Genomic DNA, 20,328 nt, shown 5'->3' on the forward strand with positions numbered 1-20,328 from the left:
GGATATTAAGAATGATAAATTATGGTGAATTGTCTAGATTTTAATCAGTATAATCGTGATGCCTATGTTGCTCGGATAGCAAAGACAGTGCCCAGGGGGGCGCGAGTTTTAGATGTGGGTGTGGGAACCGGTCGTTATTCTAAATTATTTGAACATTGTCAGTATCAAACCCAAGATTTTAAGCGGTATCAAGGAGATGAAGAGAGTTTTTTAAGAGAAGACTGGCATTATGCAAAGATTGATTATGTTAGTGACATTACCGCAATTCCTGTGTCTGATCAATCTTTTGATTTTGTTTTATGTACCGAAGTTTTAGAACATGTTCCCGAGCCAATCAAGGCGATAAAAGAGATAGCTAGAATATTAAAGAAGGGTGGTAAGATTTTAATTACTGCACCGCTCGGGTCCGGTCTTCATCAAAAACCCTATCATTTTTATGGCGGTTTTACCCCATTTTTTTATCGAAAATTTTTGCCCGAAAGTGGGTTAAAGATTATTAAGATTAAACCCAATGGAGGATTTCTAAAGCACTTTGTCCAAGAATCGGGTCGAGTTTATGATTGGTTAATTAAATCGGCTGGTTATAAGAAATTCGATCCTCGCCGTTGGTTGATTAGGTTTGTCTTTCGATTTTTTATTCCCAGATTTCTTTATTCTAAAGACGAGAAATATTTTTTAGAAGATTTTACTGTTGGATTCTTTGTTTTAGCAGAGAAAGAAAGTTAAATAAACAACAAAACAATGGTCAATGTGATTATCCCTACTTTTAATCACGGCAACTATCTCCCTCAAGCAATTGATTCGGTTTTGTCTCAATCTTATCAGGAAATTGAGGTTATTGTTGTTGACGATGGTTCAACTGATAATACTAGGGGAATTGTTGAAGGATATTTGAAAAAATATCCGAATAAAATTAGATATTTTTATCAAAAAAATGCAGGCCAGGGAAACGCTTGTAACCTTGGAATTCAGGAATCTAGGGGCGAGTTTGTTGCTTTTTTAGATGCTGACGATCTTTGGGTAAGAGAAAAACTTGAAAAGCAATTAAAAGAGATTAGAGAGAAAAATTTAGATCTCTGTTATTCTGATGCAGAATATTTTGGTGAAGGCAGGCTATCTGGAAAAAAGTTTTCTGATCTTGTGGAGTTTTTTACTGGTCGAGAGGTTTTAAAAGAGCTAATCAAGAATAATTTTATTGTCAACTCGTCTGTTGTTCTTAAAAGATCTTTAATTGAGACAGTAGGACCTCAAAACGAGAGGTTAAAGAGAGCAAGAGACTATGAGTATTGGTTGAGAACCGCTATTTTAAAGTTTAATTTTGGTTTTGTGAATATGGTTTTAGTTAGATTTCGGGTTGATTCCGGTTATTCTTCAAAGAATAAAAGAAAAACCCTCCTTTCGTTAATCTATATCTATCTTAAACTCTTGAGTGATAAAGAAATATACTTGCAAAATCTTTTTGGGTTAGTGGTTCGAATGATCCTAGTTAATTTAAAAACTTTGTTGTTTATAAAATGAAGATTCTTTACGCAGTTTTTAAATATGATTATTTAAACCCGAAGAGGGGGTTTAGTTTTGAGCATTATAATTTTTATGATACTTTGGTGAAGATGGATCATGGCAAACACGAAGTAATCTATTTTCCTTATGACGAGATTCTGCTTGAAAAGGGCAGGGGAGAGATGAATCAAGAACTGGAACGGTTAATTGATGAACAGAGGCCCGACCTGACTTTTTTTGTTCTTTTTACTGAAGAGTTTGATAAAGAGACAATTAAACGAATTTCTCGGTCCGGCAAAACTCAGACCTTAGTCTGGATGACTGATGACCATTGGCGGTTTGATAATTATTCACGATACTGGGCTAATTGTTTTAATTGGGTGGCGACAACTGATTCAAAAGCGCCAGAGAAATATAAGAAGATTGGCTATCACAATGTAATTAAATCCCAATGGGCTTGCAATCATTTTTTGTATAAGCCAGTTGATCAATTGCCGATTACTGATTACCGCTATGAGGTTTCTTTCGTTGGTCAGCCGCACGGCAATCGAAAAGCAGTAATTGCTAAAATAGAAAAATCCGGTTTTTCTGTGGATTGTTTTGGTTTTGGTTGGCCTAAAGGCAAAGTTTCTCAAGAAGAGATGATTAGGATTTTTGCTGTTAGCAAGATTAATCTTAATTTAGGCAATTCTTCGGTTGGGATTCATTCATTAAAAGGCTTAGCTCATCTCTTTTTAAAACGTTCGGGTAAATTGATTCTTCCTCAATCTCTAGTCGAGATTATGAATAATCTTAAGCTAACTTTAAAGGGGGTAAGGGAACAGATTAAAGGCAGAAACTTTGAGGTTCCCGGTTGCGGCGGGTTTTTGTTGACCGGCCAGGCAGATAATTTAGAAGAATATTATCAGGACGGTAAAGAGATTGTCGTCTTTAAAGATACTAATGATTTAATTGAGAAAATCAGGTATTATTTAAAAAATGATAAAGAACGAGAAGTAATTGCTTCAGCTGGTTATCAGCGAACTTTACGCGACCATACTTATGAAAAAAGATTTGATGAAATTTTTCAAAAAATCGGTTTAAAATGACAGAAAAATCATTAAAACTTCATCTTGGCTGTGGGGAAAGGTATTTAGAGGGTTATCTGAATATTGATCTGCCGTCAGAAAACCAACCGGTTATAAAAGCTAAAGCTGATCTTCATGCTGATATCCGGAGCTTGGTTTATCCTGAAAACTCGGTTGACGAGATTAGGAATCATCATCTTTTTGAGCATTTTACTCGTCAAGAAGCGTTGAAGTTATTGTTACAGTGGCGGCGCTGGCTTAAACACGGCGGCTTGCTTTGGATTGAAACACCAGATTTTGAAACCGCGGCAAAAAGATTTGTTAAAGCCGGTTTAAAAGAAAAATTTAAGATTGGCAGGCATCTTTTTGGTTCTCATGAAGCGGATTGGGCGATTCATCGAGACTGGTGGGGTGAAGAGAAGTTTAGGTTTGTTTTAACTAAATTTGGTTTTGAGAGAATTCAATTCAAAAAAATTGTTTACTTTACTTCAGCTCGGTTTCCTGATCGAGCAGTTAAGTTTATTAAGTTTTTACCCGGTCTAGCTGATAGATTGGATAATATTGAGGTGAAAGCTGTTAAGTCAACTAAAAAAATTAATGAATATGAAGTAGTGCGAGAGATTTTATCAATGTCTTTAATCGGTAAAGAAAAAGAGATTTTAGAAGTTTGGCTTAAGCAAATTTTTGAGTAGATGCGGATTCTTTTAACAGTTGAGTTTTATCGAGCTTATGGCGGCGGCGGCATTGCTGAGCAAGTTAAGCAAATTGCTGAAGGACTAGTTAAACTTAGTCACGAAGTTTATGTTGCCACTGGTTATGCTGAAAATCGCCCAGAAATTATCAATGGAGTTAAGATAATTCCTTTTAAAATCTTTGGTAATTCGGTTGAGGGGATTTCTGGAGAAATTGATAAATATCGCAAATTTCTTTTATCGGGTGATTTTGATGTAATAGTGAACTTTGCCGCGAACGTTTGGACTACTGATATCGCCTTAGAATTGGGGCCCAAAATCAAGGCGAAAAAAATTTTGAGCACTCCAGGAGTGTCAATGCTTAAATTGCCCGAGAGTTACAAAATTAGTTTTTCTTTTTCAGGTTTGCGCCAGTTGATTAAAAGTTTTTATAAGAGAATTAAGGTTTTACTGGGCTCATCTTCATTGAATCTTCAGCAGAGTTATCTTAATTATTATGAGGCGTTTTATGTTCCGGCTTTGAAAAACTATGACAGGATTGTTTATACTTCTGCTAATTATCAAGACAAAATTTTCGGTGATCAACGTGGCCTAACTGATAAAGCGATTATTATTTCCAATGGTGCTTCTAAAGAAGAGTTTTTAAGTGGGGATAATTTTAAAATTAGAGAAAAGTTCGGGATTAAAACAAAGTATCTAGCCATTACTGTGGCCAATCATTATTTAGCCAAAGGTCATAGTTTTGTGATTGATGCTTTTAAGAAAATGCGGCGTCAGGACACAACCCTTTTAATTATTGGTCAGATTCCTGGCGGCTACGGTTTGAGAAAAATTGGGCATTTTTTCGTTGGTTGTTATCTAGATTGTGTTCTGGCAGACAAGTTTAATAAGAATATTTTAGTTATTGATGGCAGCTCGCGAGAACTTGTGCTTTCAGCTTATAAAAACGCTGATGTTTTTTTATTTGGTTCTGAGCTTGAATGTGCGCCTTTGGTGATGTACGAGTCGTTTGCCTCAAAAACTTTGTTTATTACCCGTGAGGTTGGTAATGTTAGAGATCATCAGGATTATTTAGAGATTATTAAAACTCCAGAAGAAATGGCAAAAAAAGCAAATTTCTATCTTGATCATCCGGAAGAGAGAAAAAAGATAACTGAGAAAGCGTTTTCAGAATGGCAAAATGACTACACCTGGAGCAGGGTAGTGGAAAAATATAATTCTTTGCTTCAGTCTATTTAAAAATATTTTTCAAACCAAAGTTCTAAAAGCATTAGAATCCAAATTTGGTAAGCATTTTTTGGGGGATCGGAAAAAAGAGCTTTTAGTTTATCTTTTTCAATAATTTTTCTGTTTGAAAATTCTTTTTTAGTTAGAACTGATTTTGCGTATTTAACTATTTTTGGTTGAGAAAACCAAAAGCTTAACGGCAGCCCGAATCCCTGTTTGCCGCGATTTAAAATTTCATTTGGAAGCAAATCTTGGAAAGCTTTTTCCAAAAGATATTTATTATTATCGTTTTTAAGTTTTAGGGAAAAGGGGATTTTAATGGTATATTCAACTAGTTTGTGGTCAAGAAAAGGACAGCGAGACTCAACTGAATGAGCCATCATCGCGATATCTGATTTAGTAGTCAAATCATCTGGCAGATAACTGGTGAAATCAAAATAAGAGATCTTTTCTAAAATATTGTTAGCAGTTTCTGCTTGCTCAAAGATTTTTGCCATTGTTTGCTTAGCGGCATTATTAAGCTTCCCGGGAAAGATATTAATCAAATGGAGCAAGAAATCCGACTCGTTTTTGGGATTAAGTATTTTTCTCCAGCTTCTGAGCGGAATAAGTTGTGTCGGAAAATTGATTTTTTTAAAGAAAGCAAACTTCTTTGCCAGATTATATTTGTTATAACCGACAAAGTTTTCATCTCCGCCTTCGCCAGTTAAAACTACCTTAACATAGGGCTTAATTGTTTCGGCTAAGAACCAGGTTGGCAAGATAGAACTATCTACAAATGGTTCTTCGTAAGCAGCAATAATTTTTTCAAGGGTTTCAATTAGATTCGGCTTAACAATAAATTCATGATGTTTAGTTTTGAATTTTTTGGCGACTATTCTAGCGTATTCTAACTCGTCAGTCGGGCTATTAAAGCCAATGGAAAAAGTTTCAATTGGTAGAGATGACTCCTGGCTCATTAAGCCAGTAATAATGCTTGAGTCAATGCCTCCGGAAAGAGCGGCGCCAACCGGGACATCGGCGATCATCTGGTATCTAACCGCTTCTCTGATTAACTCTTTGGTTCTTGAAACAATTTCATTTTCGCTTTGGTTAAATTTGGGTTGATAATTAGGCTGCCAGTATCTTTGAACGGTTATTTTCTTATCTTTAAGAATTAGATAGTGTCCTGGCGGTAGCTTGAAGATATTTTTGAATCCGGTCATTGGTGAGGGGCAATATTGAAAGTTAAGAAAGTTTTCGATTGCTTCCTTATCTATTTCTTTTTTTATTATTGGGTCAGTAAAAATTGCTTTTAATTCTGAACCAAAAATAAACATTTTGTCATTAAGAGAGTATTTGATTGGTTTTTCGCCAAATCTGTCTCTTGCTAAGAACAGCTTTTTTTCTTCCTCGTTCCAAATAGCAAAAGCAAACATGCCGCGCAAATACTGGACACAGTTTTCTTTGTAATACTGATAAAGATAAATAATCGCTTCGGTGTCTGTTTGCGAATAAAACTTTACTCCTTTACTAGCAAGCATTTGTCTGATTTCTTTATAATTGTAGATTTCGCCATTAAAAGTAATCCAGGTTTTTTTGTTTTTATCAGACATCGGCTGATGACCCTTAGGAGAGAGATCGATAATCGCTAATCGGCGATTGCCTAAGCCGACATTATTTTTTATGTAAAAACCTTCATCATCAGGGCCCCGATGAGCAATGGCCCGAGTCATTTTTCTAAGCTCTTCTTCAGAGACCCGAGTTTTTTCGTCAAAGTAAATTTTTCCAGCAATACCGCACATATGTTTCTATCATAGCAAATTATTGTATAATTAAGAACAATGAAAAGCTTTAAAGTTTCCAAGATCAGATGGGCGAATTACGGCGATCTGGAGTTGCCGTATTTTCGTTCCTGGAATTTTGAAAATCGTTTGCCCAAAGGTTTTTGGCAAAGGATTTGGGAATATCCGTTCGTGCTTCTTAATCTTCCTCAAACTGAACCCAGTCTTGATGTCGGCGGGACTTATCCGTTTGTTTTGTTTAAACATTTTCTCAAGGCGATTTCTCTGGATATTAGAGATCTGAACCAGCTTAATCATCCTTTACATAAAGGTTTGTGGCCAAAAGAGAAGCTGGTCATCGGCAATGCGATGCAAATGCCGTTTAAAAATAATGAGTTTCGTTATTCCTTTTCTATTAGTGCTATAGAAGAGATGCCGGATCCGTTGAAAGCTTTGCAGGAAATGATTCGGGTTTCTTCTGAACGGGTGGTTTTGACCATGGATGTTTCAGACAAGCTTGGTGTCAGTAATGAAAAACTTAAAGAGATTCTTGATTATCTTGGGATTAAGCTGCCGGAAAAACCAAAAGATATTATGTCTTCAGCTGATCCACGGCAGCGGCATTATCGTCAAAAACCTTTGGCCGAGTTTTCCGAGATTAGAGTTTTGGGATTGGTGATTGACAAATTCGAGCCAATAAAAGACTGCGGAATTTTGATTCCTCATTCTGAATCAATGGAGTTTTTGAAAATCTGTGTCAATCAGATTAGAAAAATGGCTAATCCTAAAATCAAACAACACATTTATATTATTGATGATAATTCGCAAGATGGTTCTTTTGAAAAAATTATAAAACAATACGGAAAGGACCCGAATATTGTTGTTGCCCAGATTAAAAGAAAAAACTTTAATATTCCCGATGTCGGTCAAGTACTTGATGAAGGATTAAAATTAGTTACCGAACAGTTTGTCTGCATGATTGACGCTGATCTGTTTCCGATGAGCAAAAACTGGCTGGCTTATCCGATCTGGCTTCTTGAAAAATACAATGCCAGTTCAGTCGGTTCAGACACTTGTCTGTCCTTGGGTTACACGAAAAAACTTCCGGAAAACTGGAAAAATAAAGAAGATTATCTGCCTGATTTTGGGCTGTTTGACAATGACAACTTCACTTGTATTAATAATTTTTTCCGAATTATGCGTGCCGCTGACGCTAAAGTGGTTTCTGAAAAAGTCGGTTTTAGACGTTTTCAGAGCTGCCTGAACTGGATTTTAGATAAGACTATTAACAAGGTTTTTGGCAGATATAGATGGTTATATTTTGATTTTCCGCAGGCTGATAACGGCGTTCGGGCGAACTATTTTATTGACGCCAACCGGCTTGGTCCGAAGTTCGCTCTGCCGATCATTAATTTTCTCGGCATCACGCCTCAGGACGGCATTTTTGGCCAAAATGTTTGTAATCTAGTGATGCATTTTGCTCTGAGTAGTCGGGCATTGAGCATTTCTCACAAAGAAATCAATGACGTTGGTGACAGTTATCTGTCTTACATCAGGAGATTATTCAATGACCATTCGGTTCTAGCGGATTTTTTCAGACAGGTTCAGATGGACAACCACCGGGAAATCTCTAAACAGCGGTTCTATCAATGGTATCTGGATCAGGCGAAAAAATTAGAGGCGTCTTTTGTTGAGTACCAAGAGCAAAATGCGTAAACCAAAAGTCTCAATTTTACTGCCCACTTATAATGGCGAGAAATATCTTGCCAAAGCGATTCAAAGCGTTTTGGCCCAATCTTTTGAAGATTGGGAATTGTTAGTGATTGACGATGGTTCAACGAGAAAGAACGAGAAAGGTGATTTTTTAATTCAGGAGATTGTCAAAAGGTTTTCCGAGCGCAATGATAGGGTTAAATATCTAAGAACTGAAAAAAATCTTGGGATTCAGAAAGCTTTGAATCGGGGATTAGCTGAAGCAGCAGGCGAGTATATTGCCCGGATTGATGATGATGACGAATGGTTTGATGAAAACAAGTTAGTAAAACAAGTTGAGTTTTTAGATAAAAACTCTGATTATGTCTTAGTTGGTACTGGCACAATTGTTGTTGATGAACAGGGAAGAGAACTATTTAGATTTTTAAATCCAGAGACAGATAAAGAAATTAGAAAAAGAATTTTGGCGAAAAACTGTTTTTCTCACTCATCAGTAATGTTTAGGAAATCCGCTGTGGAAAAAGTCGGCAATTATCCAGAAACAGAAAAAACTTTGCATGTGGAAGATTATTATCTCTGGCTTAAGCTGGGTCAGTTCGGGAAGTTTCACAATCTGCCGATTTATGGGATTAAGTTTATGATTCGGCCCGGCGCGATTAGCTCAAAATACAAATTAAAGCAGTTTTGGCACGATATTTTACTTGTTTGGCAGTTTCGCAAGGATTATCCGAACTTTTTCTTTGGTTTTTTCCGAAGCTGGGTTCGGTTTATTTTGTATGGCCTGCTCGGCTTTATCCCGTTTTTGCGCTTAAAATACTGGGCAATAAAAAAATATAAGAGTAATTAGTTGTCTATTAACTATTCTCAATTTCTTAAGAAATTGAGAATAGTGATATAATAAATTTATATGGCAGAGGAGATAAAAAATTTTCGCCAAACAGAAAGAATTGTTAAAGGCTTTGCCAATCATCGGAGGATCCAGATGATGGAGCTTTTAGCCAAACAGCCAGAACTTTCTGTTGATGAAATCACTAGAGAGCTGAATATCAATTATAAAACTGCGGCTGAACATATCAGGAGATTAGCGATTGCCGGCCTAGTAATGAAAAGATCAGACGGAGTCAGCGTCCGGCACAAACTTACTCCCCGGGGCCAAACTATTCTAGTTTTCTTAAGAAAATTAGAATAGTTTAGTGATTGATTATTGAGGTTGATTGTTAAGCAAAGAGTTTTTTAGATTTTAGCTTGTGATTGTTGTGCGAGGTTCCCGTGGAAATAATCTTGAAAATTGCGACGCTGGTTATTTTCTATATGATTCCTGTTTTTATGATCGTTGTTTGCGCTTGGCGTCTGCGCCAGTTAAGGTGCGATTATAAATGGGGGGCGGTGGGTAAAGACAATTTTTGGAATCAAAAATTCAAAAATTGTCTCCGCGTAAGATGTGCCTATTGCAAGAAAAAAATATCTCGGGGGAGTTTATTGAAAAATAGAGGGAAGAGGCATTTGCCCCTTTTTTATTTTTCTTAGAAATTATGCTAAGATAGACTGTAAATTAATTTATTGAAATAAAACTAATATGACAACAATTTTGATTATTTTGGGGATTATTGCTCTGGCAGTAATTATGGCTTATAACAGCTTTATTCGGATGCGGAACCGGGTTCAGGAGGCGTTTGCGGATATTGAGGTTCAGTTAAAGCGCCGTTATGATTTAGTGCCGAACCTGGTTGAAACAGTTAAGGGTTATGCCAAGCATGAAAAAGATGTTTTTGACAAAGTCAGCCAAGCCCGGTCAATGGCCATGGGCGCTAAAGGACTGGCAGAAAAAGCTGAAGCGGAAAATTATTTTTCCGAAACCTTGAAGTCTTTATTTGCGGTTTCTGAAGCTTATCCAGAGTTAAAAGCCAATCAGAACTTTTTAGAGCTTCAAAGAGAGCTGGTTGATACCGAAGACAAGATTCAGTCAGCAAGAAGGTTTTATAACGGCGCGGTCAGAGATTTCAATACCGCCATTCAGAGCTTCCCCGGAAATATTTTAGCCGGCATTTTCAGATTTAAGCAGTCAGAAATGTTTGAAACCAAAACCGAAGCGGAAAAAGAACCTATCCAGGTCAAATTCTAATAAATAGATTTTAGATTACAGATTTTAGATTTTAGAACATCAGGGATTTAAGCTTGGCGCTTAGGTTATTTGAATTTATTTGAGATTTAGAAATTAGGATTTAGGAATTTTTAACAGTTATGGTTGTTTACAAGCAAGTTTCTAGCAACACTTTTAAGACCTGGATCTTAATAACTTTGTTTCTGGGTTTGATTATTGGTTTGGGCTGGTTTTTCAGCTATTATTACAACTCGCCAGGAATCTTGATTTTTGCAGTTTTGTTTAGTGTTTTTTCCGCATTTTTCAGTTATTGGTTTTCTGATAAGATTGTTTTGCGCTTGGCCGGCGCCAGAGAGATTGCTAAAAAATCAGACTTTCCCGAGCTTTACCGGATTGTGGAAAATTTAGCCATTGCCGCGGGCCTGCCGATGCCAAAACTCTATGTGATTGACGATCCGTCGCCTAATGCTTTTGCCGCTGGCCGGAATCCCAAAAATGCGGTTGTGGCTGTTAATCGCGGCTTATTAGAGATTTTAGATAAATCAGAAGTTGAAGGCGTGATTGCCCACGAATTGTCGCATGTTGGAAATCGAGATATTTTATTAATGACGATTGTCGTGGTTTTGGTTGGAATAGTCAGTTTATTAAGCGATTGGTTTTTAAGAATGCGGTTTTGGGGCCTTGGTCGTTCTTCCCGGGACAGCGACAGCCGCCAGCAAAGCGGTTTAATCGCGATTATTGGTTTGATAATGATGATTTTAGCGCCGATTGTCGGTTCCTTAATTCAACTGGCAATTTCCAGAAAAAGGGAGTTTTTGGCTGATGCTGACGCGGTTTTGATCACCCGTTATCCTAAGGGGCTGGCTGATGCTTTGAGAAAAATCGCTCTAACCAATGTTCAGCCGCGATTTGCTCATTCAGCTACCAGTCATCTGTATATCGCCAGTCCGTTTAAAGAAGATGCCAAGGGAGTTGGCGGGGAGTTGCCGGACACGCCTTGGCATGTTAATCTTTTTTCCACTCATCCGCCGATTAAGCAGAGAATTTCAGTCTTAGAAAAAATGAGCCAATAAAAATTATGAATAAGCCGGACCCAGACAGAAAAATTAAAGATTTAGAAAAGGAAATCAGCCGCTTGAAAAAGCTGGCTCATTATGATGAGCTGACCGGTCTTTATAATCGGCGCGGTTTTATAAACGCGATTAGTGATTTTATTAAAGCGTTGGAAAGTGAGTTTTCCGGGTTCGGCAAAGAGCGGAAATTAAAAATTGGCAATCTCTCCATTGTTTTTGCTGATTTAAACAAGTTTAAACAGATAAATGACAGATTTGGGCATCAATGCGGGGATGAATTGCTTATTGCTTTTGGCAAACTTCTTTTCAAAAATGTCCGCGGTGTTGACGCGGTTGGCCGATGGTCTGGAGATGAGTTTGTTATCGCCCTGATTGGAGCAGATAAACAAGACGCCGAAGCAGTGGTTAAAAAGATTAGTAATGATTTAATCGGCAGGGCATTTGATGTTTGCGGCGTTGAAAAAAATCCTGTTTCAGCCAGCTTTGGCGTTGCTTCTGTTTATGACGAGACAAGAAAGCCAAGATTAGTTTTTGATTTGAAAAAACTGATTGCCGAAGCGGATAAAGAGATGTACAAAGAGAAGTCAAAGGGCTCCGCCAAAGGCGGGCCCGCCTTTGGCGGAAAAAGACAGAAGTCAAAATAAATAAACGGAAAGGTGCGAGAGTGGTTTAATCGGCAGTCCTGGAAAGACTGAGTGTCCGAAAGGGCACCGCGGGTTCGAATCCCGCCCTTTCCGCAGCAATAGTTGATCTCAGCCATCGCGTCATGCGACACGGCAGGTCTGGCGGGGCGCCACGACGTATGTCAGTGGCGAATCCCGCCCTTTCCGCCAGTTGGGGGAAAATAAATAGTAAATGTTATAATAAAACAATTAACTAAAAAATATGAAAAATTTCATTTTGGAGATCAAAAACAGCGTTTATAATCCGGTTTATTACCAAGAACTTTTGCAGAAGCCGTTTTCTTATTCGCTAAAATATTTTTTAAAGTTTTTTCTAATCTTAGCTTTCTTGGCTACATTAGGGTTTGCTTTTTTCGGTTTGCCCAAAGTTAAAGTTTTTTTTAACGAGGTTTTCTTGGGTTTAAGGGATTATTATCCGGCAGAGTTAGCGCTTTATTTTAAGAACGGTCAAGTGGTCAGTAATGTGGTTGAGCCATATTTTCTTGAACTTCCGGCCAGCTTTAAAAAAGAGCTTGAAAATGAAGATTACCAGTTTGAAAATTTTCTGGTGATTGATACATTTAATGAGTTTAGCCTGTCTAAGTTTGAAGAATATCAGTCCTTGGCTTGGCTAACCAGGGACAGTGTTGTTTTTGTTGATGAGCAAGCCGGAGTTCGGATTCTGCCGTTAGAAGAACTGCCGGATTTTGTTCTTAACCAACGAACAGTAGAAGACTTTCTTAGTCAAGTCCAGCCAGTGGTGAATTTGGCTTTAAACTGGCTGATCCCGGTTGTTTTTATCGGTTTTTGGTTGATTGGAATCTGGAATTTATTTTGGCTTTTAATTTTGGCTTTGTTGGTTTGGGCAATTGCCAAGCTCAAGGATTTAAAAATTAATTACGCCAAAGCCTACCAGTTTGGTTTACATTTGATTACCCTGTCAATGGTTTGGCAGTTAATCAGTTTAGTTTTCTGGATTAGAGTGCCGTTTGTTTATAGCTTATTGGCTTTAGGTTTGACTTTTGTAAATCTAAAACCTCAAACAACAGAATAAGGAATATTACCAGAAATTGTTTCTGAAAGTTAAGGTAAAATAAAAATAAAAAAGATTTGTTTTATTTTAATTTTAAACAAATTTAATTTTCAGTCAAAGCAAAACAGATGTTTATTTTTGTTTTGGCATCAAAACTTCAACCCAATAAGCTCTGACCGGATAATCGGTTTTTTGCTGGAGTTCTTTCTGGTAATACAACAGGTTGTCTAAAACTTTTCGATGATGCTCTTGGTCCCAATCGGGCAATTCAGCGATTGCCTGGTCCAGTTTTTTTCTATCTTCGTCGTTTGACAAATCAAAAACATCTGCTTCCTTACCTTTGTTTCTGCCTTTAATCTGATAAAGAGACATGCCCAAAGTATTGCCCGCCTCATCTCTTTTTTCAGAGACTAAATCAACGCCATAATACATATCTTGTTGTATTGTCGGGGTATAAAAGGTTTCATCCGGTCTCTCATTTTCTAAATAAACAAGCGCTCTTAAAGCAGCCAAAATTCCCGGCGGGAAAGAATCTAAACCAACTATTTTTAATTCTTGGCTTAAGCCATCGGATGATCTTGAGTAGCCAAAAATCCGAAAATAAAAATCAAATAATTGTTCTGGGCTTAAATTAAAATGCCTTTTAGCTTTAAGGAAAAAATCAATAAACTGAAGATTAGCTCGAGTGCCCTTTTCAATGAATTCCAACGACGGCTTTTCTCTCTCTTTGTTTTTTTGCGGCCAATTCTCTTCAATGGCTTGAGTGGTATATTCAGCTACAGCTAAAATTGCTTGTAAAAACTCTAAAATAACGAGACAGTTTTCATAAGGAATAGTTTCTGGATTCAAGTCGGCTTTTTCTAAAACAGACAAGTTATTTTGGGAAAGGCGTTCATTTTTTCTTATCGCTTTTTGAACTTTTTTAAGTGTTTTGTAGTTGTTTATTTCTTGCTTAAGCCAGTTAATCTGTTCTTGGGTCGCGCCGGGAAGGTTGTCAAGGATATTTTGTTCAATCGCAATCAAAATCTGTTTGATTTTCTCAAAATCAAGCGATTCTAAAACTGATGATTTTTCTAAAGCAGGCGAGTTGAGCATAATTTTTATTATTATACCTAATTCAGCTTGAAGTTGCAAAATATTTAATTTATGGCATAATTTAAGATATAAAAAAGGAGAAAAAATGGAAAAAAATAAAATCAAGAATTTTTTGGAGTCAGTCTTAGACTGGCTCCTGATTTTTATTCTTTTAGGGGGATTAATCTACACAACATTACGGGTCCTGGCCGACAATGGCTGGGATCTGGCTCGGGTTCTGGGCTGGTAGCCCAGAACCCGAAAACAAACCCGCGCTTTTAGCGCGGGGTTTTTATAGATAACTAAATATAGCAACCTTATTAAAATCAAGTTATAATAGAAGCATAATTACCAATAGAACCCTACTAATTTACTAATTATTATTAATATCTACTAATGACTTCAGATTTTAGATTTTGGAAGATGGCTTTTCTAAAATCAACAATCTATAATCTAAAATCTATCTTAATTCATAATTTATAATTCTTTGTTTATGACCACACCTTTGGATGAAATCAAAAGCCGGCTTGATTTAGTTGATTATATTCGGAGTTATGTTAATTTAAGCCCTTCGGGCAAGAGCTTGCGCGGGCTTTGTCCGTTTCATAAAGAAAAAACCCCGTCTTTTTTTGTTTCCCCGGACAAACAAGTTTGGTATTGCTTTGGCTGCCAAAAGGGCGGAGATTTGATGAAGTTTGTGATGGAGATGGAGAGAATGGAGTTTGCTGAAGCGTTAAGGTTTTTAGCCGACAAAGCGGGAATTGTTTTACAAAAACAAGACCCTAAGCTGTTAAGCTTAAAAAACAAAGTTTTAGACATTTTGGCAGAGGCAAGCAAGTTTTATCGCCGGAGTTTGGTTAAAACCCCTGAAGCGGTCAAGTATCTGAACGATCGGGGTTTGAAAAACCAGACGATTAATTTTTTTCAATTGGGTTTTGCGCCCGGCCCGCCCGCTAAGAGCTGGAAGAATTTATATCTTCATCTTCGCCAGCTCGGTTTTCAAGATAATGAGATTGAACAGGCTGGTTTGGCGGTTCGCTCAGAAAAGCAAGAGCTTTATGACCGGTTCAGGAACAGGATTATGTTTCCGATCCATGATTTTAACGGCCGGATTATTGGTTTTACTGCCAGGATTTTACCCAACAACGCCGAAACAGAAGCGGCCAAGTACATTAACACCCCGGAAACTTTGGTTTATCAGAAAAACAAAGTTTTATACGGGTTTTTTCAAACCAAAGACGAGATAAAAAATAAAGACCAAGCGGTTTTGGTTGAGGGCAACTTAGATGTTTTAATGGCCTGGCAAGAGGGATTGAAAAACGTAATTGCTGTTTCCGGCACCGCGCTTTCCGAATTTCAGTTAAAGAATTTAAAGCGCTTTTGCCAGAACCTGATTTTAAGTTTTGATATGGATCGGGCCGGTGAATTGGCCACAGACCGGTCAATTGGGCTGGCTTTCCAAGCCGGATTTAATTTAGAAATTTTAAGCTTAGCAAAAGGCAAAGATTTAGCTGATTATGCTAAAGAATATCCGGAAAAGGTTGCTGAAGTGATAAATTCTGCCAAACAGGTAATGGAATATTATTTTGAAAAAATTTTTTCCGAAGCAGAAACCGACTCAATTGAAACCAAGAAAAAAGCGGTTGCTTATCTTTTGCCCAGAATAAAACTGTTAAAAAATCCGGTTGAGCAGACCGAGTGGCTGAATAAATTAAGTTTAAAAGTCAAAGTTCCGGAAAAGATGCTTTTTGAAGAATTTTCCCAAACCAACTCTGTTTTAGAAGCAGTTCCGGACAGCGACGAATCGTTACCGGCAGTTGGCGAATCGCTTTTTATTAAGTCCCGCTGGGAAAGATTGGCGGAAAAAATTCTTGGTTTGGTTTTGCAATTTCCGGAATTAGCGCCGGAATTGGAAAGCGCAATTGATTATTTTCCTTTCCGGCTTCAGGAATTTGCTCGGTTAATTGTTGGGCTTGGCCGGGATAAAATTAAAAACCAAAGTTTCCCCGAAGAGCTTGACCAGAGTTTGCTTGATTACTTGATTCTGCTGGCTGATTATGAGGCTTCGCTTTTCCCGGAAAAATTTTCTCCGGAACAAGAGATTAAAAAATCTTTGTTGGAACTGAAAAAAGCCAAACTTCATTCTTTGATTGCCGAAGTTTCTCTGGCGATCAAAGAAGCAGAATCCGGAAGCAATTTGGGCCGAGCCGAATTATTGGTTAAAGAGCTGATCGAATTGACAAAAAAGTTAAGCGAGGTTGAGGTTGAGAATGTGGTATAATTTAGCTGACAGTTAGAAAATAAATAAATGATTAAGTTGAAAAAAGCTCCTCGGCCTAAACGGGGGCGAAAACCAGTAAAGAAAATAAAAAAGCCGGTGAAAAGGCAAAAGCCCAAAGCAACTAAAAAGATTGCTTCTTTTGTCAGGCCCTATAAGAAAAAACAGGCAGCGGCAAAAAAACCAAAAGCCAAAATTAGAACAAGGAGTGCAAAAAAGACGGCTTCAAGGCCCAAAACCGCAAAAAAACAAACCAGCTTAAGCCGGACCAAATCTGGCAAAACCAGACCGAGAAGGACAACTCCTCAAAATAAGGAAATTGTTGAGAAGATAGAGGCGCTTTTGAAAAAGGGCAAATCTCGGGGTTTTATTACTGAAGAGGAAATAATGACCACGGTGCCTGAACTGGAAACAAATATTGATTTGGTTGAAAATCTTTATGAACGGCTTTTCTCTTCAAATATTAATTTAATCGGTTCAAAAAATCTGCTTGATTTCCCCGGAGAGACTGTTTCTGACGAGGAAATTAATAAGGCGATTTATTTTGATAACTTTGACCGTTTGCCTGATTCGGTTCAGGTTTATCTTCAGGAGATTGGCCGAATTCCGCTTTTAACCGCAGACGAAGAAAAAGAATTAGCCCGTCGGGCGGAAAAGGACGATGAAGAAGCTCGCCAGCGCTTGATTAATTCCAATTTGCGCTTAGTCGTTTCAATCGCTAAAAAGCACGCTAATCGGACATCTAATCTGTCTTTGCTTGACTTGATTCAGGAGGGCAACATTGGTTTGTCCCGGGCGGTTGATAAATTTGATTATCGCCGCGGGTTTAAATTTTCCACTTACGCGACTTGGTGGATTAGGCAAGCAATTACCCGGGCGATTGCCGATTACGGACGGACAATCAGAATTCCGGTTCATATGGTTGAAACTCTGTCTAAGTTTAAAAAAGTCAAGCGGCGGCTCCAGCTGGAATTGGGACGCGAGCCTTTGCCGGAAGAGATTGCCGCCGAGATGGGTGAGGAAGTGGCCAAAATGCACCATTTGATTAAGATTGACCAAGACGCGGTTTCTTTGGACCGACCGGTTGAACAGGATGACCAAAGCACCCTGATTGGCGAGTTTATTAAAGACGAAACCGCGCCCAGTCCGGAGGAATTAACATTTTCCAAGATAGTTAAAGAAAAGCTTCGGGGGATTTTGAGCGATTTAACTGAAAGGGAAAGAAAGATTGTTGAGCTAAGATTTGGCTTGACTGACGGCGCCATTCACACCTTGGAAGAAGTGGGCCGGGAGTTTAACATTACTCGAGAACGAGTTCGGCAAATTGAAGCCAAAGCTTTGGAGAGAATGCGCGAGCATGAAGAGATCAAGAAGATTAGAGAAGAATAAGCCGCGGTAAATTAATTCGCAAAACAAAAAAACAAGCTTTTATAAGCTTGTTTTTTAATCCGTTTGTTTAGGCTTGTCGACGTTTATTTTTTTGGCAAATAAAAATTTGACTGCTTCAATAATAAAGATGCTGAATAAACCAAACCCAAACGGAGCTGTTAGCCAGATTAAGGGCAGAGGGGCAGTTTCTAAAACTTTTTGGGATGGCGGCAGATAAACTGCTGATAAAGTCAAAACAATGCCCAAACCGGCTCCCCAATTAAGGTATCTGTTGGAAAACGGGTTATAGTGAAAAATATTTTTTTCTAAACTCCGGAAAGAAAAAGCGACAATCAGGCTGTTGATGGAAAAAGTGATAAAGACAATTGTTTTGACAAGGGACAATTCCACCCCGGTTTTTAGAAGCCACCAGTAGACTAAAAATAAACCCAAGCTGATGCTGGCGCCGATGAAAAAAATCAAGGTCTTTACTTCTTTGTCCAAAATCTGATGCTGTTTAATTCTTTTCTTGTGGTCATCAACACCATTTTCAAAAGCAAAAGCCAGAGCTGGGAAACTGTCAGCAAAAAAATTAACAAAAAGAATCTGCAGGGCATTAATCGGCAAAGGCAGGCTCATCAGCAAACTGCCGCCGATTAAAAAAACTTCCTCTAAAGAATCAGACAAAAGATAAACAATCACTTTTTTAATGTTTAAAAGCATCTTCCGGCCTTCTTCAATTGCGGTGACAATGGTTTTAAAGCTGTCGTCTAAAAGAATCAAGTCTGCGACACTTTTGGTTACATCAGTGCCCGAGCCAACGGCAATGCCAACATCTGCTTGTTTTAAAGCCGGGGCGTCATTGACTCCATCTCCGGTCATCGCAATAATTTCCCGGCTTTTTCTGTAGGCATTGATAATTCTTAATTTGTCTTCAGGTGTTACCCGGGCAAAAACCCTTATCTGGGGCAGAATTTTCTCCAGCTCTTCGTCAGAAAGCCGGCTGATTGCGCTTCCGTCAAGAACATTGTTTTCTTTTATTTCAAAACCCAGCTCTTTGGCAATTGCCATAGCTGTGCCCTGGTGGTCGCCGGTGACAATTACAGCTTTTAATCCCATCTGTTTGACTTTTTCTATTGCTTCCAAAACATCTTCCCGCAGGGGGTCAGAAAAACAGATAATCCCTAAGAACTCAATTTGATTTAAGTTCTTTAGGGCTTCGGCTTTATTAGTGGGCAGATTTTGGTTGAGTTGTTTGAATCCTACCGCAAGAATTCTTTTTCCGCTCCGGGCAAGCTGGTTAATTTTCCCCAGAACTGCTTGATAGTCTTCGGCGCTTAATTCTGCCATTGACAAAAGGATTTCCGGCGCTCCCATAATCGTGAGAAAGTTGCCTTTTTGCCTTTTGCCAACCAAAGAATGGAACCCGCCACTGTCTTTGATAATAGAAGCCGAGTATTTGTCTTTGGAGTTAAAGGGCAGAATCGTAAACGGCTGGTGCAGGTTTTTTTCTTCACCAAATAAGATTTTCCATTCGCCGGCTTGTTTAACCAGACTGGTTTCCAGCGCCTTGCCGGCAATCTGCCAATTTTCCGGTTTTTCTTCCGGATTGACAATCAGGACATCAGTATTAAGCAAAGAGATCTTGATAATTTTTTTCTGTTCGTCTGACAGTCTTGACAGGGCCTGGGTTTTCGCGGTTAGTTTTTTAGAGATTAAATCGGCTAAGCTCCAGATTCCGGTAATCGTCATTTTTGCCTGGGTTAAAGTGCCGGTTTTGTCTGTCAGAATTGTGGTGGTCGCGCTTAGGGCTTCTGCGGCAATTAATTTTTTCACCACGCCTTTTTTCTTGGCTAATTGCTCAACCCCAACAGCTAAAATTATTGTCATGGCAATCGGTAAACCCTCGGGGATTGAGCTAATTGCAATCGCCACTGAAGTCAAGAACATTTCAAATAAAGAATAGCCCTTGACAGCGCCGATCCAGAATATTCCTAAAATCAAAACAATTAAAAAGCCGGTGATCGTCCAGGAAAATCTTTTGATTGTTTTTTGGAGCGGCGTATCCGTATCTTTGGCTTCAGAAACTAAAGAAGCAAGTTTGCCGAATTCAGAATCCTTGCCAGTGGCGGTGATAATTGCCTTGCCAGCGCCTTCAACCACTAAAGTGCCGCCGAAAACCATATTGGTTCTTTCTGATAAAGGAATGTCAATCTTTAAGCTTTCGGTTTGTTTTTCTTGGGGCAGGGATTCGCCGGTCAGAACAGATTCGTCAATCTGCAAGTCATTAGCTGAGATTAGCCGGGCGTCAGCCGGAACTCTTTTGCCGGCAGTCAAATAAATAATTTCTCCGGGAACAATATTTTGGCTGTCTATCTCTGTTTCTTTTTTATCCCGCAGAACCCGGATATTTTCTTTGATATAAGTTTTTAGTTTTTCCAGCGTTTCTTCAGCCTTATTTTCTTGGTAAAAACCAAGGATTGAGTTGATTAAAACCGCCAAAAGAATGAATAAAGTGTCTAAATAATCTTTTAAGATTGCAGTCGCGCCGCCGCTGACAATCAGAATAAAAATCAGCGGGCTCTTTAGCTGGTTTAAAAATATCTCGGTTTTTGAAAGCTGTTTTCCTTTTTCAAGGATGTTGGGCCCGAAAATTAACTGGCGCTCTTTGGCTTGGTCTTGGCTTAAGCCGTCTTTTTCCGAGCTTTGTAAAATTTCAATTGTTTCTTTGGGTTCTTTTGCCCAAAAGCGTTGATTAATTGTTCCTCTGTCCATTT

At 38.4% G+C, this 20,328-nt stretch carries 18 protein-coding genes and 1 tRNA gene; 16 read left to right on the top strand and 3 right to left on the bottom strand.

Going from position 1 to position 20,328, the window contains the following annotated elements:
• Positions 1-21 precede the first annotated feature (21 nt).
• Genes AB1721_01310 through AB1721_01330 form a run of 5 tightly spaced genes read left to right on the top strand, consistent with a single transcriptional unit; the run spans position 22 to position 4,498 of the window.
• Positions 22-726: a class I SAM-dependent methyltransferase gene (locus AB1721_01310; GenBank protein ID MEW5805351.1), complete on the top strand. Its 705-nt coding sequence runs from the start codon at positions 22-24 to the stop codon at positions 724-726.
• A 15-nt stretch (positions 727-741) separates the two neighbouring features.
• Complete coding sequence (locus AB1721_01315; GenBank protein ID MEW5805352.1) at positions 742-1,518, top strand: glycosyltransferase; 777 nt, start codon at positions 742-744, stop codon at positions 1,516-1,518.
• Complete coding sequence (locus AB1721_01320; GenBank protein MEW5805353.1) at positions 1,515-2,588, top strand: glycosyltransferase; 1,074 nt, start codon at positions 1,515-1,517, stop codon at positions 2,586-2,588. The genes AB1721_01315 and AB1721_01320 overlap by 4 nt, the downstream gene beginning before the upstream one ends.
• Positions 2,585-3,259, top strand: coding sequence for a methyltransferase domain-containing protein (locus tag AB1721_01325; protein ID MEW5805354.1), 675 nt, complete (start codon positions 2,585-2,587; stop codon positions 3,257-3,259). Before AB1721_01320 ends, AB1721_01325 begins: the two co-directional genes overlap by 4 nt.
• Complete coding sequence (locus AB1721_01330; GenBank protein MEW5805355.1) at positions 3,260-4,498, top strand: glycosyltransferase family 4 protein; 1,239 nt, start codon at positions 3,260-3,262, stop codon at positions 4,496-4,498. It abuts the gene before it with no gap.
• On the opposite strand, the gene asnB is transcribed toward AB1721_01330, so the two are convergent.
• Entirely contained in the window at positions 4,495-6,270 is a 1,776-nt protein-coding gene (gene asnB / locus AB1721_01335) for an asparagine synthase (glutamine-hydrolyzing) (protein MEW5805356.1), read from the bottom strand. The two genes, AB1721_01330 and asnB, sit on opposite strands and share 4 nt — an antisense overlap.
• Before the next feature lie 39 nt (positions 6,271-6,309).
• Between asnB and AB1721_01340 the strand changes: the two genes are divergently transcribed.
• The 8 genes from AB1721_01340 to AB1721_01375 all read left to right on the top strand — a co-directional run bounded on the left by AB1721_01340 (position 6,310) and on the right by AB1721_01375 (position 12,852).
• Positions 6,310-7,965, top strand: a complete 1,656-nt coding sequence (locus tag AB1721_01340; GenBank protein MEW5805357.1) for a glycosyltransferase — start codon at positions 6,310-6,312, stop codon at positions 7,963-7,965.
• A complete protein-coding gene (locus AB1721_01345) occupies positions 7,958-8,809 on the top strand; it encodes a glycosyltransferase (GenBank protein MEW5805358.1) in 852 nt (283 codons plus the stop codon). The genes AB1721_01340 and AB1721_01345 overlap by 8 nt, the downstream gene beginning before the upstream one ends.
• A gap of 60 nt (positions 8,810-8,869) precedes the next feature.
• Positions 8,870-9,151 (top strand): winged helix-turn-helix domain-containing protein, encoded by a 282-nt coding sequence (locus AB1721_01350; protein MEW5805359.1) that lies wholly within the window; start codon positions 8,870-8,872, stop codon positions 9,149-9,151.
• 387 nt (positions 9,152-9,538) lie between these two features.
• Entirely contained in the window at positions 9,539-10,084 is a 546-nt protein-coding gene (locus AB1721_01355; GenBank protein MEW5805360.1) for a LemA family protein, read from the top strand.
• Positions 10,085-10,203: 119 nt separating this feature from the next.
• Complete coding sequence (locus AB1721_01360) at positions 10,204-11,136, top strand: M48 family metallopeptidase (GenBank protein MEW5805361.1); 933 nt, start codon at positions 10,204-10,206, stop codon at positions 11,134-11,136.
• Between the two features lie 5 nt (positions 11,137-11,141).
• Positions 11,142-11,780: a GGDEF domain-containing protein gene (locus tag AB1721_01365; protein ID MEW5805362.1), complete on the top strand. Its 639-nt coding sequence runs from the start codon at positions 11,142-11,144 to the stop codon at positions 11,778-11,780.
• Positions 11,781-11,786: 6 nt separating this feature from the next.
• A tRNA-Ser gene (locus AB1721_01370) sits at positions 11,787-11,873 on the top strand.
• A gap of 148 nt (positions 11,874-12,021) precedes the next feature.
• Complete coding sequence (locus AB1721_01375; protein ID MEW5805363.1) at positions 12,022-12,852, top strand: DUF1189 family protein; 831 nt, start codon at positions 12,022-12,024, stop codon at positions 12,850-12,852.
• A 111-nt stretch (positions 12,853-12,963) separates the two neighbouring features.
• Here AB1721_01375 and AB1721_01380 read toward each other — a convergent pair whose 3' ends face one another.
• Positions 12,964-13,926, bottom strand: a complete 963-nt coding sequence (locus AB1721_01380; GenBank protein ID MEW5805364.1) for a hypothetical protein — start codon at positions 13,924-13,926, stop codon at positions 12,964-12,966.
• 85 nt (positions 13,927-14,011) lie between these two features.
• Between AB1721_01380 and AB1721_01385 the strand changes: the two genes are divergently transcribed.
• From AB1721_01385 to AB1721_01395, 3 genes are all read left to right on the top strand, one after another.
• Positions 14,012-14,155, top strand: a complete 144-nt coding sequence (locus AB1721_01385; GenBank protein ID MEW5805365.1) for a hypothetical protein — start codon at positions 14,012-14,014, stop codon at positions 14,153-14,155.
• 243 nt (positions 14,156-14,398) lie between these two features.
• Positions 14,399-16,186 carry a DNA primase gene (gene dnaG, locus AB1721_01390; protein ID MEW5805366.1) on the top strand — a complete coding sequence of 596 codons (1,788 nt, stop codon included), beginning with the start codon at positions 14,399-14,401 and terminating at the stop codon, positions 16,184-16,186.
• A 27-nt stretch (positions 16,187-16,213) separates the two neighbouring features.
• Entirely contained in the window at positions 16,214-17,572 is a 1,359-nt protein-coding gene (locus AB1721_01395; protein ID MEW5805367.1) for a sigma-70 family RNA polymerase sigma factor, read from the top strand.
• Positions 17,573-17,626: 54 nt separating this feature from the next.
• On the opposite strand, the gene AB1721_01400 is transcribed toward AB1721_01395, so the two are convergent.
• Positions 17,627-20,326: an HAD-IC family P-type ATPase gene (locus AB1721_01400; protein ID MEW5805368.1), complete on the bottom strand. Its 2,700-nt coding sequence runs from the start codon at positions 20,324-20,326 to the stop codon at positions 17,627-17,629.
• Positions 20,327-20,328: the final 2 nt, after the last annotated feature.

It is taken from the genome of Patescibacteria group bacterium, assembly GCA_040753135.1.
GTDB lineage: Bacteria > Patescibacteriota > Minisyncoccia > UBA6257 > Brennerbacteraceae > JBFMGR01.

Bases quoted from the DNA above. Each gene is read 5' to 3' on its own strand.
- AB1721_01345 (MEW5805358.1), top strand. From the start codon at position 7,958: ATGCGTAAACCAAAAGTCTCAATTTTACTGCCCACTTATAATGGCGAG.
- AB1721_01355 (MEW5805360.1), top strand. From the start codon at position 9,539: ATGACAACAATTTTGATTATTTTGGGGATTATTGCTCTGGCAGTAATT.
- AB1721_01360 (MEW5805361.1), top strand. From the start codon at position 10,204: ATGGTTGTTTACAAGCAAGTTTCTAGCAACACTTTTAAGACCTGGATC.
- AB1721_01330 (MEW5805355.1), top strand. From the start codon at position 3,260: ATGCGGATTCTTTTAACAGTTGAGTTTTATCGAGCTTATGGCGGCGGC.
- AB1721_01400 (MEW5805368.1), bottom strand. From the start codon at position 20,326: ATGGACAGAGGAACAATTAATCAACGCTTTTGGGCAAAAGAACCCAAA.
- AB1721_01315 (MEW5805352.1), top strand. From the start codon at position 742: ATGGTCAATGTGATTATCCCTACTTTTAATCACGGCAACTATCTCCCT.
- asnB (MEW5805356.1), bottom strand. From the start codon at position 6,270: ATGTGCGGTATTGCTGGAAAAATTTACTTTGACGAAAAAACTCGGGTC.
- dnaG (MEW5805366.1), top strand. From the start codon at position 14,399: ATGACCACACCTTTGGATGAAATCAAAAGCCGGCTTGATTTAGTTGAT.
- AB1721_01350 (MEW5805359.1), top strand. From the start codon at position 8,870: ATGGCAGAGGAGATAAAAAATTTTCGCCAAACAGAAAGAATTGTTAAA.
- AB1721_01375 (MEW5805363.1), top strand. From the start codon at position 12,022: ATGAAAAATTTCATTTTGGAGATCAAAAACAGCGTTTATAATCCGGTT.
- AB1721_01385 (MEW5805365.1), top strand. From the start codon at position 14,012: ATGGAAAAAAATAAAATCAAGAATTTTTTGGAGTCAGTCTTAGACTGG.
- AB1721_01340 (MEW5805357.1), top strand. From the start codon at position 6,310: ATGAAAAGCTTTAAAGTTTCCAAGATCAGATGGGCGAATTACGGCGAT.
- AB1721_01365 (MEW5805362.1), top strand. From the start codon at position 11,142: ATGAATAAGCCGGACCCAGACAGAAAAATTAAAGATTTAGAAAAGGAA.
- AB1721_01395 (MEW5805367.1), top strand. From the start codon at position 16,214: ATGATTAAGTTGAAAAAAGCTCCTCGGCCTAAACGGGGGCGAAAACCA.
- AB1721_01380 (MEW5805364.1), bottom strand. From the start codon at position 13,926: ATGCTCAACTCGCCTGCTTTAGAAAAATCATCAGTTTTAGAATCGCTT.
- AB1721_01320 (MEW5805353.1), top strand. From the start codon at position 1,515: ATGAAGATTCTTTACGCAGTTTTTAAATATGATTATTTAAACCCGAAG.
- AB1721_01325 (MEW5805354.1), top strand. From the start codon at position 2,585: ATGACAGAAAAATCATTAAAACTTCATCTTGGCTGTGGGGAAAGGTAT.
- AB1721_01310 (MEW5805351.1), top strand. From the start codon at position 22: ATGGTGAATTGTCTAGATTTTAATCAGTATAATCGTGATGCCTATGTT.